The sequence below is a fragment of the Vibrio sp. PID17_43 genome (assembly GCF_002608565.1).
GTDB lineage: Bacteria > Pseudomonadota > Gammaproteobacteria > Enterobacterales > Vibrionaceae > Vibrio.
In genome coordinates, this window is the sequence record NZ_LIXM01000015.1 from 76,808 (window position 1) to 96,314 (window position 19,507).

General features: G+C 44.8%; 12 protein-coding genes. 3 read left to right on the forward strand and 9 right to left on the reverse strand.

Features of this window, described 5'->3' with window-relative positions:
• Positions 1–34: 34 nt before the first annotated feature.
• From AK965_RS12150 to hemL, 8 genes are all read right to left on the reverse strand, one after another.
• Positions 35–1,018, reverse strand: a complete 984-nt coding sequence (locus tag AK965_RS12150; RefSeq protein WP_099079870.1) for an ABC transporter ATP-binding protein — start codon at positions 1,016–1,018, stop codon at positions 35–37.
• A gap of 2 nt (positions 1,019–1,020) precedes the next feature.
• Positions 1,021–2,046 carry an ABC transporter permease gene (locus tag AK965_RS12155; RefSeq protein ID WP_099079871.1) on the reverse strand — a complete coding sequence of 342 codons (1,026 nt, stop codon included), beginning with the start codon at positions 2,044–2,046 and terminating at the stop codon, positions 1,021–1,023.
• 2 nt (positions 2,047–2,048) lie between these two features.
• Positions 2,049–3,035 (reverse strand): ABC transporter permease, encoded by a 987-nt coding sequence (locus AK965_RS12160; RefSeq protein ID WP_099079872.1) that lies wholly within the window; start codon positions 3,033–3,035, stop codon positions 2,049–2,051.
• A 167-nt stretch (positions 3,036–3,202) separates the two neighbouring features.
• Positions 3,203–4,885 carry an ABC transporter substrate-binding protein gene (locus AK965_RS12165; RefSeq protein ID WP_099079873.1) on the reverse strand — a complete coding sequence of 561 codons (1,683 nt, stop codon included), beginning with the start codon at positions 4,883–4,885 and terminating at the stop codon, positions 3,203–3,205.
• Positions 4,886–5,695: 810 nt separating this feature from the next.
• Entirely contained in the window at positions 5,696–9,082 is a 3,387-nt protein-coding gene (locus tag AK965_RS12170; RefSeq protein WP_099079874.1) for an ATP-binding protein, read from the reverse strand.
• A 227-nt stretch (positions 9,083–9,309) separates the two neighbouring features.
• Positions 9,310–10,335 carry a 16S rRNA (guanine(1207)-N(2))-methyltransferase RsmC gene (rsmC, locus tag AK965_RS12180; RefSeq protein WP_099079875.1) on the reverse strand — a complete coding sequence of 342 codons (1,026 nt, stop codon included), beginning with the start codon at positions 10,333–10,335 and terminating at the stop codon, positions 9,310–9,312.
• 71 nt (positions 10,336–10,406) lie between these two features.
• The gene (locus tag AK965_RS12185; protein ID WP_099079876.1) at positions 10,407–11,492 is read right to left on the reverse strand and encodes an AI-2E family transporter; all 1,086 of its coding nucleotides are present in this window, start codon (positions 11,490–11,492) and stop codon (positions 10,407–10,409) included.
• A 351-nt stretch (positions 11,493–11,843) separates the two neighbouring features.
• Complete coding sequence (gene hemL, locus AK965_RS12190) at positions 11,844–13,139, reverse strand: glutamate-1-semialdehyde 2,1-aminomutase (protein ID WP_099079877.1); 1,296 nt, start codon at positions 13,137–13,139, stop codon at positions 11,844–11,846.
• Between the two features lie 237 nt (positions 13,140–13,376).
• Here hemL and erpA point away from each other — a divergent pair, with 237 nt between their 5' ends.
• From erpA to AK965_RS12205, 3 genes are all read left to right on the forward strand, one after another.
• Positions 13,377–13,718 (forward strand): iron-sulfur cluster insertion protein ErpA, encoded by a 342-nt coding sequence (erpA, locus tag AK965_RS12195; RefSeq protein ID WP_099079905.1) that lies wholly within the window; start codon positions 13,377–13,379, stop codon positions 13,716–13,718.
• A gap of 101 nt (positions 13,719–13,819) precedes the next feature.
• Positions 13,820–14,938, forward strand: a complete 1,119-nt coding sequence (locus tag AK965_RS12200; protein WP_099079878.1) for an efflux RND transporter periplasmic adaptor subunit — start codon at positions 13,820–13,822, stop codon at positions 14,936–14,938.
• A gap of 8 nt (positions 14,939–14,946) precedes the next feature.
• Positions 14,947–18,081, forward strand: a complete 3,135-nt coding sequence (locus AK965_RS12205) for an efflux RND transporter permease subunit (protein WP_099079879.1) — start codon at positions 14,947–14,949, stop codon at positions 18,079–18,081.
• Positions 18,082–18,111: 30 nt separating this feature from the next.
• Here AK965_RS12205 and AK965_RS12210 read toward each other — a convergent pair whose 3' ends face one another.
• Positions 18,112–19,398 carry a peptidoglycan DD-metalloendopeptidase family protein gene (locus AK965_RS12210; protein WP_099079880.1) on the reverse strand — a complete coding sequence of 429 codons (1,287 nt, stop codon included), beginning with the start codon at positions 19,396–19,398 and terminating at the stop codon, positions 18,112–18,114.
• Positions 19,399–19,507: the final 109 nt, after the last annotated feature.

The following is a 19,507-nucleotide window of genomic DNA, read 5'->3' on the forward strand; positions in this document are numbered from 1 at the left end:
TTAAATTTGTTCTTAGCTAATGTTGTTATTTTGTTTAAACCTTAGCTTGAGCAATTGTTTCGCCGTACAAATGGCAGTTCGACAAACGACCAGGTTCAATTTCGCGTAGCTGAGTTGGTAGCTTTGTACAAGCTTCGTGGACACGGTCACAGCGAGCTTGGAAGCGACAACCTTGTGGAACTTCAAGCAAGTTCAATGGATTGCCTGGAATGCCAGTCAGCTTAGTTTTTGGACCTGTTAATGGAGGGAAAGAGCTACCCAGGCCTTTGGTGTAAGGATGGTAAGGGCTTTCCAAAATTTGCTTAGAAGGTGCAACTTCAATCAATTCACCGGAATACATGATGCCGATACGGTCAGAGAACTCGACCATTAACGATAAGTCATGAGTGATGAACAGAATAGAAAAACCAAACTCTTCTTTCAGTGCATAAATCTTTTGTAAGATTTCGCGCTGCACCACTACATCAAGTGCAGTGGTTGGCTCATCCATGATGATCATTTTTGGATTAAGAGCTAGAGCAATCGCGATAACAAGGCGTTGACGCATACCACCAGAGAATTGGTGCGGGTAATCGTTAAGACGGCTAGGGTGGATATCAACGATTTCCAATAGGCCTTCAGCACGTTTCTTTGCTTGCTCTCTTGTCATATTGGTATGACGCATGATGACGTCGCAGAACTGTTCTTCCATGTTCAGAACAGGGTTCAGCGCATTCATTGCACTTTGGAATACCATTGACATTTCGCTCCAGCGGAACGCTTGCATGCGATCATCGCTGTATTTAAGGATATCTTCACCATTGAAGATAACCTCACCACCCGTAATAAACGCTGGCGGCTTATGAAGTCGCATTAGAGAGAAGGCGACGGTTGATTTGCCACAGCCCGACTCACCTGCAAGACCAAAGACTTCTCCTGGTGCAATATCGAAGCTGACATTGTTACAAGCGCGGACATCGCCCGCGTCAGTAATGTAGTCTACGCATAGGTTACGGATAGAAATTAGTGGTGCAGTCATGATTATTTATCTCCGCTCCATAGTGCATTTTGTGGTGCCAATTCTGGCTCACGTTCTTTCTTGTCTTGCTTTGCCATTTTCTTCCAACGCTTCATGCCTTTATGAGAGCGAAGCTGTGGGTTAGCAATTTCATCAACTGCAAAGTTAAGTAAAGCAAGCCCTGTCACTAACAAGGTTAGGGCTAAACATGGAGCTAACACTTCCCACCATGCGCCTATAAGCATTGCGGAAGAGGTTTGAACGTTGTAGAGCATAATGCCCCAACTGATCGTATTTGCATCACCTAGACCTAAGAACGAGATAACCGCTTCAGTGTTGATGGCAAGCATGACTGAACCGATGAAGCTAGCGCCTACAATTGGAACTAAGTTAGGTAGAATCTCAACGAAGATGATGCGGAATGAAGATTCACCTAACACTTCTGCGGCTTTAACAAATTCTTTTTCACGTAGGGCCATGGTTTGTGAGCGGACAACACGCGCACCCCATGCCCAAGAAGTTCCGGCAATGATTAATGCAATCGTTAATGGTCCCGCCTCACCAATAAAGGCTGCGAGTACAAACAACAGTGGATATTGTGGGATAACCAGCATGATGTTCATTGCGGCACTAAGAACGTCATCGACACGTCCGCCGAAGTAACCTGCAGAAATACCGATGACGGTTGCTAGGAAACAAACAATGATACCGGCACCAAAACCAACACCTAAAGATACACGAGCGCCGTAAGCCAGTTGAGACCAAATGTCACGACCCATACGAGAAGTGCCTAGTACGTGATCGGCTTTCTTAGACATAACCAGTGTGCGACGGTCATCGGCTAGGTTTGTAGCAACCCAGCCGTCAGGGTTGTTTTGTGCTTGTTTTACCACGAAACTTGGGTATTCGTGGGGGTTACCAGTGCGCTTATCGGGTGCATGTTTGGTGATCATTGGTGCGGCAACCGCAACAAAAATAAACAGACTGATGATAGCTAAGCCAATACGGGCGAATGCATTACTTAGAATTAGTTTAAATAGTTCTTTCATGATTATTTGCCTCCCTTACGTAGGCGAGGGTCGAGAATCATATACAGCATGTCAGCCATTAGGTTGAAGCACAGCATGAACATGGTCATGATAATTAACTGACCTTGAAGTACCTGGTAGTCACGTGCATGAATTGCATTTAGAAGAACAGTGCCTAGACCAGGGTAGTTAAAGATCATCTCGATGATGAGTTGACCGCCAATGGCCATGCCGAGAGACATTGAAAGCGCGGTAACACTAGGAAGTAATGCGTTACGAGCAGCGTAGTTAAATACCACGCGGTTCTCACTCAGACCCTTACCTTTTGCCATTGTAATGTAGTCTTCAGCCAACAGGTTGATCATGTTGTTACGCATGTTTACCAAGAAGCCGCCAACTTGAACGATGGTTGCACAGAACAGAGGTAACACAGCATGGTAACCAACGTTCTTCAGGAATTCCCAGCTTGTCCAATCAGGTACTAAACCGGGTGTGTAAGCGTAACCAGATGGGAACCATTTAAGACCGATAGCAAAGATAAATAGCGCTAGCATCGCGATAACCATTTGCGGAATCGCTTGGATAATGAGCGTGCCAGGCGTAACGAATGCATCGTATTTGCTGCCTCGTTTCCATGCTGCAAAGATACCTAGAATGGAAGCAATCGAGAATGAAAGTACAACTGCAGTACCGGCAAGGAATAGTGACCAACCGAATGCGTTACCTAATAGCGTGTTCACTGAAAGTGGGTAAAATTGGATAGAAGTGCCAAGCTCCCAGCTTAGAATGTTTTTAATGTATGCAAAATATTGTGCGATCCAACCGCCTTCGACAAAGCCTAACAGCTCTTTCATTGCTGCGATTCGTTCCGGCGTTACCTGTACTGATGCATTAGCAAACATCATGGTAACTGGGTCACCAGGCATTGCTCGCGGAATAATAAAGTTTAACGTCGCTGCAACTAAGAGCGCGACAAGATAGAACGACAAACGTCTTAAAAAATAACCCATAACTCACACCTTACTCACCCAGATTTTTTTCCTGTTGCTGGTTTCAGGTCGCTCCTAGCGAAATTTAGAGCGAAAAAACCCCTGACGACGAGCGCCATAATTTACTTTCGTAACAAGGGGTTTATAGGCGGCACACGGAATGTGTGCCGCGAGACATGAACTTCTACTTACTTAACTGGTTTTAGGTCCAGTACGTGTAATAGACGCTCTGGGATACCAGCCCAAATGTTTGGACGGCCCTTAGGATTTTCTTCGTTCCACCAACCAGTAAAGCGAGTTGTGTTGTATTGGTACATGTAAGCACCAGATAGCACAGGGATCGTTACTTGGTCAGCCGCGATGATTTGCTGGATACCGTGAGCGATTTCTAGCTGCTCTTGCTTATCAGCAGTCTTGTAGAAGCTGTTAAGTAGACCATCTAGCTTATCGTTCTTGTAGTAGTGCATCGCGAAACGTGGCATGCCTTCACCTGACTGTAGTGCTGAGTTGTAAGCACTGTTCCAGTATGTGTATGGGTCTGCACCGTGGAAGTAGTTGGTGTACGCAACATCGTAAGTACCTTCAAGCATCGCTTGGTTGTACACAGAGAAGTCTGGAGTACGAGCACGTGCTTTGATGCCAACCTCACCCAACTGTTCAACCGCTAGCTGTACCGTGTTGTTGAAGTCAGTCCAACCGTTTGGCGATTGAATAAGAAGCTCGAAAGACTTACCAGATGGTGTATCAACGAAACCGTCTTTGTTTACATCTTTGAAGCCAGCTTTCGCTAACAGTTTCTTAGCGCCTTCAACGTTGTAGCTGTTGTAGTCTTTGTACTTGTTGTGTGTTTTTTCGTCAGACCAAGCTTCGAATGCGTAGCCAAGGCCAGATGCGAAGTCGTTCACAGTACCGCCGCCGTAGAATGCGATATCAATGATGGTTTGACGATCAAGCGCCATAGAGAATGCGCGGCGGAAGTCTACGTTAGTTAGCGCTTCGTTCTTAGCGGCATCTGGGTTTTTGAAGTTCACAACGAACGCTTGAGTACCTGCTGGCGGGTACCAGTAGTGATGTTTAGGGCTCGCTGCTGCGTAAGTACGGTCGATGTCTGGAACGAATGAAGAAGTCCAGTCCATTTCACCGTTTACAACTTTACCTAGGAATTGGTCGTTGTTTGCAATTTGAGGTACACGTAGACAGTCAACGTCAAGGTTAGCAGCATCCCAGTAGTTCGGGTTTTCACACTGAATGTATAGTTGAGGAGTGAACGTATCGATCACCGTGAAAGGACCAGTACCTACTGGGTTTTCGTTGGTGAACGTTGCTGGATCTTTCACTTTGCTCCATACGTGCTGTGGTACGACTGGTACACGAGCAATTTCGTAAGGAACGTTTGAGTTCGCTTCTTTTAGGCGGAACTTCACTTGGTAATCGTTAAGTTTTTCTACGCCAGAAACCCAAGTGTTGATACCAGATTGGTCTAGTTCTGGTTTCTCTTTAACTAGGTTGAAAGAGTAAATAACGTCATCAGCATCAAATTTCTCGCCGTCAGACCATTTCACGCCCTTACGAATATCGAAAGTTACGCTCATTAGGTCATCAGACATTTTGAAGTTTTCTGCTAAACGGAATACAGGCGTGTTACCGTGCATTTCGTTGAAAACAACGAGTGGCTCGTAAATAAAGTCCGTCGTTGTGTGCAGGTTAGTTGCACCTAAGTATGGGTTAAAGTTACGAACAAAAGTTGTAAACTCTTTAGGGTGGATAGTTAGTTCACTGCGTTCAGCTGCAGTTGCTACTGATGCAAAACCTGTCGTAGCGGTTGCAATAATTGCTGTTGCTAGTGCTGTTTTTTTAATATTGGCAAGCATAGCTGTTCCTTACTATTTGCTTTTTGTTTCACTAATGGAATTGAATGTTATCAATTGGTAAACACTCTTCAAGGCCTACCTCTTCACTACACCTTGCATATGAGTAGCTGCTAGAGTGGCCTGTAGGCCTTAGTCAGGACAAGAAAACACCGTATCTACAAAATAAGCAAACCCGTTTCCCGTTAAAAACGTTAAAAGAACCCCTAACTACGTCATAAACGTCATTTTGTTTATTTTTAATCCGCATTTGTTTCATGTTTTAACATTGATGTGCATCGCAACTTACATTTAAAGAAAATGTATTGTGTTAGTGCTTGCTAACGCGGTGGGTCTTTATTTTTGTGTGGTTTTTATTCGTTTTAATCCTTTGTCGATCTAGCTCACACGTTAAAATTCCGTTAATTATTCAGCTAAAATTTAATCTGCCGTTCTGTTGTGATTGAGTTCGCAATCTTTATCAATTGTTCATCAAAATCTACGTTGCCAGTAAAAAAAGGTACATTTTGCCAGCAAATTTTAGGCGCTTATTGTGCTTGTTTTACGTTGGAAATGAAGTGTTTTTTTGCGGTTTTTATTGAGCATATAGGCATTCCAGTTGATCCAGGTTTTTGCCTTTAGCTTTGCTATAAAAGCGATACTAAAAACCATTGTCGAGTGCTTACCTATCAATCTAGTTCTGCTGTTGGGGATAGAGGAATAGTCGTCGTGAGGATGTTGATTCTGCATTGGGTCATTTTTAGACCATGGCTTTTCAGTGTAATAAAAAGCCCCGCTAAATAGGCGGGGCGATGTGAGCTTTCATTTTTTACTTTAGCTAGTGAGAAGCCGCTGTAACTTATCGCGCTGTGCTTCAATATGGGAGCGATCTGGACTCTGCTCTTTACAGTGCTCGAGAATAAACTCAATTGAGCTGAGAACGGTTCTCCAGCGAGGTGTTTTAGGCAGTGTCTCAATACGCATGTATTTATCTAAGGTTCGAGTTTGAAGCGTACTGCGGTCAAGATAGACGCGCCATAAGCCACTTTGCTCGGCAAAGGCAAACTTGCTCTCTCCAGTGACGGACTCCCAGTACTCTAGCGCATGGGTCATCACATCGACTAACACTTCACGCATTAAATCTTGTTTATCCTTTTTATTGCCCAGAGCCTTATCTGCAAGGCGAGTAAACTCTCCACCAAGCTCTTTTAGTTTCTGCAGTTGGTCCTTATCACCATCAAATGCGTAGCTTGAGAGTACTTCTACCGCCGTTTCTAGGTTATGAATACGCGCCGCATTTGCACCACCACCAACGTTAAAAATGTACATTACATCCAAACCAGAACCTTCAGGTAGCTTGAGAATGTCCGCTTCAATGTTTTGACGGATGTCCTCGATATAGATATCAATTTTTCCGCAGTAGTGTGGTTGGTCCACGGTGAGAAATTTCGGGGCAATAAGTTCGTCGGCCGAAGAACGCTTGAGCTGCTCTAAGCTACGCTTAAATAGTTTACACGCCGCCTCGTTAGCAAACCGAATACGTTGATCTTCTCGTAAACAAATAATGGCTTCTGGCGCAGACTCAAGTTGTTCTAGTAACCGACCTTGCGTTTCTAAAAGACTCGCTTCTACTTGTGCTCGTTGGCGGAGCTCTGATTCAAGCAGTTTATTTTCTACATGACGCATCTCCGCTTTACTTGCGGTTAAATGCGCTTGAATGCGCGCGGCGAGCTCTTGTTTATTAAAAGGCTTCGACAGGTAGTCATTTGCTCCGGATTCAAACCCTCGAACGCGATCTTCCGTTTGGTTTAATGCGGTAAGCATAATGATGGGTAGCTCTGCGTGATCGTAAGTATTACGAAGTTCACTACACACTTGGTAACCACTCATTCCTGGCATCATGATATCGAGAAGAAGAAGCTCTGGTTTTTCTTTCTTAATTAACGCAAGGGTATCTGGACCGTCAGAGATGGTACGTACTCGGTAGCCCTCTAAACGTAGGAAGCTTTCTAATACACGTAAGTTTACCGGTTCATCATCGGCCACGTACAACAGCGGGCCATTAGGGTTCTCTGGTAGAGATAGGTCGTCGTTGCTTTCCATATTGAGATCTGGAATTTGGAAGTGACCTCTAGCGGCTAGGGTTTGGCTTGCTTGAATCTCTTCTTCGCTTGCTAATGGTAAGGTGAAACTAAACGTTGTCCCCACCATTGGCTGGCTGCTGACGTAGAGTGATCCTCCCATTAGCTCGATCAATTGTCGGCTGATAGAGAGTCCAAGCCCAGCGCCTTGACGGTAGCGGCTTGAATCTTGTCCAGCTTGAATCAGTGGCTCAAAGATGTGCTCTAGTTGCTCAGCAGGAATGCCTTGACCGGTATCTACTACCTGCACGCGTACTTGTTCGTCCACCACTGTAGCAGAAATAACGATCTTACCTTCTGAGGTGTACTTGATCGCATTGCCAATCAAGTTGTACAGAACTTGCTCTAAGCGCTGTGGGTCGGCGGAGACGGCTTTCAAATCAACGGGTACTTGATTAATGATACGAATGGTCTTATTGCCCAACAAGTGTCCGGAGAGTTCAAGTACAAGCCGCGTAGCACTGGCGAGACTCACCGCCGATTTATGAATATCCATGCTGCCGTAGCGCATCTTGTGATAGTCCAATAAATCGTCAACTAAGTTCGCCAATCGCTGACCACTCTTGATGATGATGTCCAGTTGGTATTTCTGACTTGCAGGGATGGCCCCGTTTGCACCAGAGACTAGTGTTTCCGCGATTCCAACCATGCCATGCAGTGGTGTGCGTAACTCATGGGAAGTGGTCGCCAAGAATTCATCTTTAAGCTTATCAGCAAGCTGCAGTTCTTCGTTTTGCTTTTGAATCAGCTTGATATTGCTTTCCAGCTCTTCATTTTGCTGCTTAATCGTTTGGATTTTCTCACGAATGGAGCGTTGCATACGTGCGAAGCTAATTGCTAAGCGGCCTATCTCATCTTTTCGTGTTGTGTTGAATGTGGTTTCGTCTAGGTCACCAGCAGAAACTTTTTCGGCCGCCCAGGTTAATTTTAGTAGTGGCGACGTGATGAAGTTCGATAGGTAATGCGAAGCAATCACAACGAGAATAATCGCAATGAGCATCGCAATAACAAATATCTTTTCGAGTTGATGGACGCGAGAAAAGGCTTCTTTTTCAGGCAATTGGACGACAAGTGCCCAAGTTGTGCCATGCGTCTCAATCGGAGCAAAAGCCGCGATGAACTCTTCACCAAGTCCGTTACTGTATGTACCAACTCTGGTTTCACCGGCAAGCGCCTTATCGACCACTTCTAAGCTATTTTCGATGTCACCTTGTTTCGTGTTCATCGTGCGAGGTTGGTGGTTACTGCCAACCAATAGTGTATCTATGGATGTATCTTGGTTAATCTCGGCAACTAACTTGGTGATACCATTGTTTGGCAAGCGGAACATGGCGTAGCTGTGCAAGTAGCCTTGTTGAACAATTGGTGCCCCTAGCCACGCAACCTGTTTTCCCCCTTCTGACTCGAAATCAGAAATAATAACCGGGGTATAGTCTTCGTTTATCTTACGACGAGCGGAGACATCTTCGGATAAATGTTTGAATGTTCTGCCTAATGCTGTTTCTTTGTAGCGACCTGTTAATAGGTTGGTGCCGTAGTTTTCGTCTTTATTGATCGAGTAGGTGACGTTACCGTCGATATCGACCAACAAGATATCGTTAAAGTCTGAGCGTTTTAACAGTTCGAGGTATGCCCAGTGGTAGCGTTTATGCAGCAAGCGGTAACGCTCACTGCCTACGTAGTCAGAAGACTCCGGCAAAATCGATGTCTTGATTTGATCGCCACTGCCTCTGATGTAGCGTTGCTGTGCATTTTCTCTTGCTGTCTCAAGATCTTGGCCTAGCCGGCTGAACGCATTAACTAAACCATAAAACCGCCCCCCACTTGCGTACGCTAATTCTGAACGAACAAAGCCCATCACTTCAGTTTCCTGAGCAGCAAAATAATCGATGATCTGTTGTTGCTTGGTGTCGCGAACTGACAGTAGGTGTGACGTACTTTGCTCTTCAAGATCTTTACTGTGAGATTGCAGGAAGAAAATCGCAATGATCGTAAGAGGGGTGATGCTGAGAACCAAAAATGCGGCCATCAGTGTGCTTTGCAGGCGCTTAAATTTCTGCTTTTTGTAGAATTTAAACATGAATAAGATTACAACTCATAAAAGGGCAGCGACCAATGATTGGGGCTTGCCGAGGTTCTCGTTAAAAACGGATAAGGCGTTAGACGCAATAGAATTAACAAAATTAACGAGTTTTTTTTCTTTGACAAGAAAGTTGAGTGTAAAGCGTGGTGAAAGACGCAGTTTTTCGCTGAATTTGATGTATTTTAGGCAAAGCTTGCGCAGGATTTCGCCTGCGCAGCAAGAGCTTACGATTTTTTAGCGTAGTAGATAGAGAACTTGGTGGTCTTATTTAGTGTCTCGCAATTATTGAATGCTTGTTCAATAATTGGTGGGTATTTTAAGAAGTTGTTCGCAACAATGAGCATTTCACCATCATGAGTCATATAACGAGGAGCTTGACCTAATAGCGTTTCCGCCGCGCTGTAATTTGTGTCGAGACCGCTATGGAATGGTGGATTACTGATGATAAAACGATAGTCATTTGAAGCATCTGAATAAATGTCTGACGCAAATACACGCCCCGTTAATCCGTTAGCTTCTAGTGTGGCTTGGCTTGATGTGATCGCATAGGCGTTGATGTCACACATTTCAATCGCAATGTCTGGATTTGCTTTCGCCATAAATGCCCCTAGTACGCCCGCGCCGCAACCAAAGTCGAGAACTTTGCCAGACAACTTAGGCAGGGTTTCAAGCAGCAAATGACTGCCTAAATCAAATTCACCATGACTGAATACGCCAGGAAGGCTCTTAACTGTCAGTGATTGCTCACCGAGTGTGACGGTATAAGACTTAAACCAATCGGCTTGATTGAAAGGTTTTGGTTCGTTAAGGCAAGTGCCCCAGTAGAACGAACAGCGGCGTGCTGAATCATATTTGTTTACAGGGCCATACTCTTTGAACATCTTCTCGATGCTTTTTACACCAGAGCGGTTTTCACCAACTACGACGATCTCAGTGTTTACTCCCAACTTGGCCATCAGCATTGCCAATAGATATTCTGCTTCTGCTTTTGCTTTAGGCCAATACAGCAAAATCATATTTGCCTGAGTTTGTACGTCAAACTCTGAACCAAAATGGCTTTTGATTTTGTCAGAATTGCGAATTTGACGGTAATAGCTGTAGTTAGAAGTAAACACTTCTACAGACTCACAGTGATCCACTAATTCTAGTGGAAACAAGTCTTCAACTTCACCCGCGACGAGCACGTGTTTTCCGTTGAAATACTCTAACTGGCGCTGTGCTATTTGGCTTGGAGCGATATAAGCAGACATAAATTTGATTCATCAGAAATAATTTGGACCAGATTTTCGCATAATCTGGTCCAAGCTTGAAGTAGTTAACGTTACGTGTTGTCTTGCTGGTTGAGGAAGTCTTTAAACTCCTCTTCATAGATATTAAACAACACCATGGTGACGGCAAAGATTAATGGACCGTATATCAGACCAATCAAGCCAAATAGATGTATACCACCTAACAGTGAAAAGAAAATCATTAACGTATTCATACCTGCGCTGCCTTGCATTAGCAGTGGACGCAGTAGGTTGTCAATTGACCCGACAACCACCACACTCCACGCTGTCAAGAATACGGCCCAAGTCGTATCACCAGTAAGGAATAGATAGGCCGCTGCTGGAATCCAAATTAATGCAGTGCCGACAACCGGAATGAAGGATGCAAAGCCCATCATAGTGCCCCAGAATAAGCCAGGGAAACCCGCTAGCCACATACCAACACCACCTGCAATACCTTGTGCGATAGCGGTTAAGAAGGAGCCCATTACGGCGGACTTAGAGACTTGTTCGATCTCGGTCAAAATTCTATCTTCTTGACTACGAGACAGTGGCAGAATGTGACGAATCGCTGAAATGATTTTGTCGTGATCACGCAATAAGAAGAACAGTACGAACAACATCAAGAAGAAATCCATCAAGAAGTTGGTCGCATCACCTAAGATTTTGGCACTGATGGTCACAAGGTTGGAGCCTAAAGATGTGGCAAATTGGCCTATTTTTTCTGCGATTGATTGAGGCTCAATTTTGTCGAAAGGTAAGTACTCGTTGACGACGGCTAACCCTTTGACTACCCATGGGTGCTGGAAAACTTCTTGAATGCCACCATTGGAAACCCATTTGTAGGTGTTTTGTGAGAAGACTGAGCCTTGCTGAATGATGGCCGCAAACACAAACAATAATGGAATGACGATGATAAAGGTAAGAACCACACAAGAGAGTAATGAGGTCATGTTTCTATATTTTGGTAGTTTACTCTCGAACCATTCATGCAGCGGGAACATGAGCAGTGAAATGATAAACGCCATTACGATTGAGTTGATATATGGCTCAACCAGTAGGTAGCAAGCAAAAGCTGCGGCAAGTAAAGCGACAACGAGAACGCGATGACTCGAGGTGATTTTTACGTTATTTGGCATGAGATTAATCCAATTTTCGGATGAGTTATACTATTTCCAGTCTTAGACAACTCCATCATATGTATATTTCTGTATATCCTTAATTCTTTCAATGTTATGACATGCCAGAATTGGAGTACACATTGGGCCTAGTTATAATGGCCATTAATCAGGTGGTTATCAATCAAGAGATGGAAAAATGGGGTGCTGTAACAACGATAAGAAATGCCAAAGCGAGAAGAAATCGAGGCGTGTGCCTTGGTTTGCTATTGTTGTCGGAGTGTTAGCCATCTTAGTCGTTCTAAATTGGCGGTAAGTCGATAGGGAACAAAAAAGGACCGAGACGGCCCTTTTTAAGTCGAGAAGAATCGATTATTTTGCTTCGCTAGCAAGGATCGCGAAACAGCGGTCAGCCGCTTCAAGTGTTGCGTCGATTTCTTTAGAGCCATGAGCAAGAGAAGTAAAGCTTGCTTCAAATGCTGATGGTGCAAGGTATACACCGTGCTCTAGCATTAGGTGAAAGAAACGCTTGAAACGTTCAACATCACACTTAGTCACGTCTTCATAACAAGTTACGCTTTCTTGTTCGGTAAAGAAGAAACCAAACATACCGCCTACCTGGTTTACGACAAGAGGAACGCCGTGCTTGTCTGCAAGTGTTTTGAAGCCATTTGCAAGTTGCTTTGTTTTCGCCGCTAGGCGTTTTTCATTGCCTTCTTCTTTTAGCAAGTTCAAACATGCAAAACCTGCTGCCATTGCCACTGGGTTACCAGACAATGTCCCGGCTTGGTAAACAGGGCCTGTTGGGGCAATGTATTGCATTACGTCTTTACGGCCGCCGAAAGCGCCCACAGGCATACCACCACCGATAACTTTACCTAGCGTCGTTAGATCTGGTTTGATGTTGTAGTACGCTTGAGCACCGCCCAGTGCCACGCGGAAACCGGTCATGACTTCATCAAAAATCAGTAGTGCGCCTTCTTGATCACAGATTTCACGTAGACCTTCATGGAAGCCTTCTACAGGTGGAATACAGTTCATGTTGCCTGCTACTGGCTCAACGATGATACATGCTATCTCACCTTTGTTTGCCGCGAACAGCTCACGTACGGAGTTTAAGTCGTTGAATGTTGCGGTTAGGGTGTGTTTAGCAAAGTCTGCTGGTACACCTGGAGAGCTTGGTTGACCAAGCGTCAGTGCACCAGAACCTGCTTTAACTAGCAAGCTGTCTGCATGACCATGGTAGCAGCCTTCAAATTTCATGATTTTGTCACGGCCTGTGAAGCCGCGAGCAAGGCGAATTGCACTCATGGTTGCTTCAGTACCGGAGCTAACCATACGAAGTTGCTCCATTGATGGTACGAGTTCAGAAACCAGTTCTGCCATTGCGATTTCCATCTCGGTTGGTGCACCGAAGCTGAGACCGCGCTGCGCAGCATTGATCACAGATTCACGGATAACCGCGTGGTTGTGACCAAGAATCATTGGACCCCAAGAGCCGACGTAATCAATGTACGCTTTACCATCGGCATCAAAAATCAGGGCACCGTCCGCTCGTTCGATAAATAGTGGAGAACCGCCAACACCGTTGAATGCACGAACTGGTGAATTCACACCGCCAGGAATGGTTTGCTGAGCTTTTTGATACAGCTCTGATGATTTGGTCATGGGATTATCCTCTTTTGATTGCTCGGACCAAGAGGTGCGAATTGTACCTAGCTAATCTCAAGTTAGAAACATTTTGCGCAATTTATGTGGGCATAGGCAGTGTAAACTTGCTCTGATACAAAGAATCGTCGGTGAATACTTGAACGAGTTGGTCAGGTATTGGATAATCACTCTAATTAATACGAATTTGACGTCTCGCTTAAGGCTTGACGCATGACACGAGTGAGAGAGGTCTTCGTGAGCGAAGTAAACGTACCATTATCTTTTTCTGATGCAGCAGCATCTCGCGTTAAGGCGCTGATTGCAGAAGAAGAAAACCCAGCATTGAAATTGCGCGTATACATTACTGGTGGTGGCTGTAGTGGGTTTCAATACGGCTTTACTTTTGATGAAAACGTAAATGAAGGTGACACAACAATTGAGAACAGTGGTGTAACACTGGTTGTCGACCCTATGAGCCTGCAATACCTAATCGGTGGCGTGGTTGATTACACTGAAGGTTTGGAAGGAGCACGCTTCTTCGTCAATAACCCGAATGCAACAACAACTTGTGGTTGTGGGGCATCATTCAGCGTGTGATTAACACGACATCAGGCAGCCAGTTGGCTGCCTGTTTTTTTGCGTAGCAGGAAGACACGTAAACACTACTTTGCAGTGAAGAATAATTAAAAGGATTTTGAATGTCTGGAGTTTCCTTTAGACGACATATCGTCGGACGCCCGTGGCTGGTCTCTCTTACTCTTATCATTGTGCTTGCTGCGTGGCTCGCAATGGGGCAACTCAACGCGCAGGGTGATGAGGCCCACCCTTCTGATCATACTCTTGCTAAAAAAACGCCTGTAGCTAAGGTGATGTTCGATACCTTTATTGCACAACCAACCAGTAAAACAATTGAGTTATATGGCCGTACTGCACCAAATCGGCAAGCTCGTTTAGGTGCAGAGGTCGCGGGAAAAATCATACGACTTAACGTAGAAAAAGGACAAGCCGTTCAGCAAGGGCAAGTGATTGCTAATATAGATAAGCGTGATCTTGATATTCAACGTCAACGTGCCAAAGCAATGTTGAGTGTCAAAGAGAAAGAATTTAAAGCGGCGCAGTCGTTGAAAAATCGCGGCTTACAAGGTGAGGTCGCCTTTGCCACAGCCCAGGCGGCTTTAGTTGATGCACGGGCTAATCTTAGTAATGTTGAGACCGCGCTCAAAAATACGGAAGTTAAAGCGCCTTTTGATGGCATCTTGGATCACCGCTTTGTTGAACTAGGGGATTTTGTCGGTGTTGGTGACCCAATCGCAACGGTTATCGACTTAAAAAAATTGCTTATTGAAGCAGATGTCAGTGAGCGTCATATTCAATACCTCAAAGAAGGCCAGCAAGCGGACATTCGTACGATTGATAACCGCCATCATCAGGGCTTCATTCGCTATATTGGTCGTGTCTCTTCCACTTCCACCAATACATTTCCAATTGAAATAGAAATTGATAACACTGAAAACGCCATGCCTGCGGGGATCAGTGCAGAAGTCACCCTAGCGCTAAGTGAAGTGTCAGCGATTAAGGTGACTGCTGCCATGTTAGCGTTAGATGAGCAAGGAAATTTGGGGATAAAAACATTACGTGACCAGCATGTGCGTTTTATCCCGATCCAATTAGTCAAAGCGGAAAGCGATGGTGTTTGGCTATCGGGTTTAGGTGAACAAGTCGACATTATTGTTCTAGGCCAAGGCTTTGCCCGTGATGGTGATTTGGTCACAGCAACCAAAGTGGGTGACGTGAGTGATTCCACAACTAGGCAGTAGGGGGCAACATGTTCGCTTTAATTGATGCAGCCTTATCTCGCGCACGTACCATGTTGACGTTGTTAATGATGATCCTTATTGCTGGTGTCATTACCTATATTACGATCCCTAAAGAGTCGAGCCCGGATATCACGATTCCCATTATTTATGTGTCGGTGGGTCATCAAGGCATTTCACCGACGGATGCCGAACGATTACTTGTCCGTCCAATTGAGCAGGAACTGCGTTCGATTGAAGGGGTAAAAGAGATGACTTCGGTAGCATCAGAAGGGCATGCCTCGGTCACGTTAGAGTTCAGTGTTGGGGTGAATTTAGCCGAAGCGATGGCTGATGTTCGTGATGCGGTGGATTTGGCTAAGCCAAGATTACCAGCCGACAGCGATGAGCCAACGGTGAATGAAGTGACGTTTGCTTCCGAAGAGCCAGTGCTTACTGTGGTTCTATATGGGAGTGTCCCTGAACGAACGACCGTACAAATCGCGCGAGCACTACGTGACAAACTAGAAAGCTACCGCCAAGTACTTGAAGTCGATATTGCGGGGGATCGAGAAGACATTGTTGAGATCGTAGTCGATCCTTTATTGATGGAAAGTTACGGATTAGATCAAGCGGATATTTACAACTTAATTGCATTGAATAACCGCGTGGTTGCTGCGGGGTTTGTCGATACTGGTTATGGGCGATTTTCGGTCAAGGTTCCTTCGGTATTTGACTCTCTTAAAGATGTGTTAGAGCTGCCGATCAAGGTTAATGGCAAAGAAGTGATCACTTTTGGTGATGTGGCAAGCGTACGTCGAGCATTTCGTGACCCTGAAAGTTTTGCTCGTTTAGATGGTGAACCGGCAATTGTATTGGATGTAAAAAAGCGCGCGGGAGAGAACATCATTGATACGGTTGATTTGGTTAAGTTGGTCATCGCTGAGGCGCAAAAGCGGTCAGAGTGGCCTAATAATCTACAAGTCAAATACACTTGGGATCAGTCCGATGATGTGAAGTTGATGTTGAGTGATCTGCAAAATAACATTCTTTCGGCCATCATTCTCGTGGTTATCGTTATCATTGCTATTTTAGGGGTTCGAACCGCACTATTGGTTGGTATCTCGATACCGGGTTCTTTCTTAACCGGTCTTTTTGTTCTGTCTGTTTTTGGGTTGACGATCAATATTGTCGTGCTGTTCGCATTGATCATGGCGGTGGGCATGCTGGTGGATGGTGCCATTGTCGTGACGGAGTTTGCAGACAGGAGAATGCAAGAGGGCGTGCAAAGAAAGCAAGCGTATCGTGATGCGGCAAAGCGCATGGCTTGGCCGATTACTGCGTCGACAGCAACGACGCTGGCAGCATTTGCTCCATTATTGTTTTGGCCCGATATTACCGGTGAGTTCATGAAATACTTACCGCTGACGTTGATAGCAACATTAAGTGCTTCGTTGATGATGGCACTTCTGTTTGTTCCTGTTATTGGGGGGCTTATAGGAAAACCACAAGTTGTCAATGAGCAGCGAAAACAAGAGATGCTGGACTTACATAATGGTGAGTTTGACAAGGCAACAGGTATCACAAAACTTTATTATTTGACGCTTTCTATCGCCTTACGACACCCACTCAAAGTGTTGTTAAGCGCTATATTGCTTGCATCAGGGGTGAGCTATACCTACAGCAAGGCGGGGCTAGGGGTGGAATTTTTTCCTGAAGTCGATCCTGCATTCTTTACGGTTAAAGTACGATCCTATGGCGACCTTTCTATTAATGAGAAAGATGCGGTCATGCGTGAAATAGAACACGTGATGCTCGGACATGATGAGTTTGAAAGTGTTTATACTCGCACGGGATCTGAATCGAGCAGTGGTGATGAAATTGGGCAAATTCAAATAACCCCTGTCGATTGGCAATACCGTCGTCAAGTGAAAGTTATTATCGAAGACTTAAAGCAGGTGACCAATCGCTTTTCTGGTGTGGAGCTAGAATACAAGTTTCCAGATGCTGGTCCGCCTGTGGAGCATGATCTTGTTATTGAAATGTCGGCTCAAAATGCAAGTCTTGGAATGTTAGATAGCGCCGCTAAATTGGTGCGGCATTGGGCTGATACGAACCCAGCACTTACTAATTTAAGTGACACCACCAATAAAGAGGGTATTGATTGGCAGATTGATATCCGTCGAGACGATGCTTCTCGATTTGGCGCCGATGCCACGCTTGTCGGTAACACAGTACAGTTTGTGACTAACGGGCTTAAGATCGGGGATTACTTGCCTGATGATGCCGATGAAGAGGTCGATATTTTAGTTCGCTACCCTCAAGATAAGCGCGATATTGGTCGCTTTGATCAGCTCCGAGTCAAAACGGCAGCGGGCCTTGTGCCTATCACTAATTTTGCACAGATTCTTCCTGATCATAAACAAGACTCAATCCGACGAGTGGACGGTCGCAGGGTCATCAATATTAAAGCGGATATGGTCGAGGGTTATAACTTAGCGCTAGAGCTACCTAGAATTAGTGAGGAAATACAAAAACTTGATTTACCTGATGGTATCGAGTTTAAGATTCGTGGTCAAAATGAAGAGCAGGAGAACTCTTCCGCATTTCTACAAACGGCGTTCTTGATTGCACTAGGTGTTATGGCGCTCATCTTGATTACGCAATTTAATAGTTATTACCAAGCCTTTTTGATTCTGAGTGCCGTGTTATTTTCTACGGTTGGTGTGTTTGCTGGATTACTTGTGTTACAAAAACCCTTTGGCATCATTATGTCGGGGATAGGGGTCATCGCATTAGCTGGTATTGTGGTTAATAACAATATCGTATTGATCGATACGTATAATCAAATGCGCAGGCGTGGTTTAGATAAGAAAGACGCGATTTTGCGTACTGGAGTACAACGTTTACGCCCTGTATTACTGACCACGGTAACCACGATTTTGGGATTGTTACCTATGGTACTAGAAATGAACATCGACTTAATTAATCAAAAAGTTGAGTTTGGTGCACCAAGTACGCAGTGGTGGTCTCAATTGGCGAGTGCCGTTGCTGGTGGCTTGGCGTTTGCCACGGTACTAACGTTGGTTTTGACACCTTGTTTATTGATGCTAGGCCGTGAGCACAATATTGATGAACCTCAAGTAGAAACAAAAGAGGCAGCTTAGGCTGCCTCTTAGTTTTTGTTTGTGGGACGGTTATTTCATTGCGAGCAATTTGCTGTAACGATCCAGTTTTATCATGCTGATTTTGGCGTTTGCCATGAACGTTTGTTTCGCTTTGCCTGTCAGCGATTTTGACTGCGGTAATTTAACTGTTCTAGCATTTTTATGTACACCATTTACCAGGAACTCGTAATGTAAGTGAGGCCCTGTTACGCGTCCTGTACCGCCTAATGTACCTATAGTTTGACCTTGTTTTACTCGCTGCCCCGTTTTCACTGTACGTTTGGTTAAATGCAGGTACTTAGTGATGTAGGTATTACTGTGTTTTATAAACACGTAGTTACCGTTGAACTTGTTGTACGCCGATTTTTGTACAATACCATCACCCGCTGCCCAAATGGGCGTACCGACTGGTGCCGCATAATCTGTACCACGGTGAGCGCGAACTTTACCTGTTACAGGGTGGCGTCTGGTTGGGTTGAAGTTAGACGTGACACGACGGAAGTCTAATGGTGCGCGCAAGAAGGCCTTCTTCATTGCTCGGCCATTCTCATCGTAGTACTTACCACTTTTCTCATCTAAGATTGCCGTGAATGTGTCACCTTGGTTTTTAAACACAGCAGCAATGATCTTTCCACGACCAATGACTTCACCTTCAACGACTTCTTCTTGATACAACACCCGAAAGGTGTCATTTTTGCGAATGTCTAAAGCGAAGTCGATATCCCAACCAAAAATGCCAGCCAGTTCCATGATTTGGTTCGCATTTAAACCTGAACTTATCCCGGCATTCCAAAAGTTAGACTCAATGGTTGCTTCTGCGTAGTTGTATTGGTAGTTGACTTCTTTCTTATCGACTTCTGAAACGTATTCACCGTCTTTAAGTTTTATACGAAAAGTTTCAAAAGCACTTAATGTACGTTTGAGCTGAACGAAGTCATTATTTTCATCAAAACCAAAATGCAGCGTGTCCCCGGGTTGAAGGCGCGTTAGCTGCTGTTCAATCTCTTTATCTTGAGTAATCAATTCATGCAGAAGGCGAGGAGAGATCCCCACCCGATCGAAGAGAACCGCCGCACTTTCCCCATTACTAACTCGGTAGGTTTCCCAGCGTAAAACCGCAGGTAGGTTAGAAGAACTTTGCTCGGGAGATTCTAAAGAAAGTGGAACCGAGTAATATTGGCCGACCTGGAGTCGGCTTTGTTGCGGCTCGAGCTCTCGTGGATCGGGCAAAAAGAAAAGTGCAAAGATGATAAGAGCACTAAAAAGGCCGATCAGAACTTTGTGTAAGAGTGGAAGTCGGGCAAAAATCGAATGCATGAGTTACTTGACTGATAAATTAAACGTAAAAATTGACAACTACCTAGTCTAACGTGTTTCAAAATGCATCGCTATTCAAGTAAGATGTGCAGCTATTATATTTTGCCAA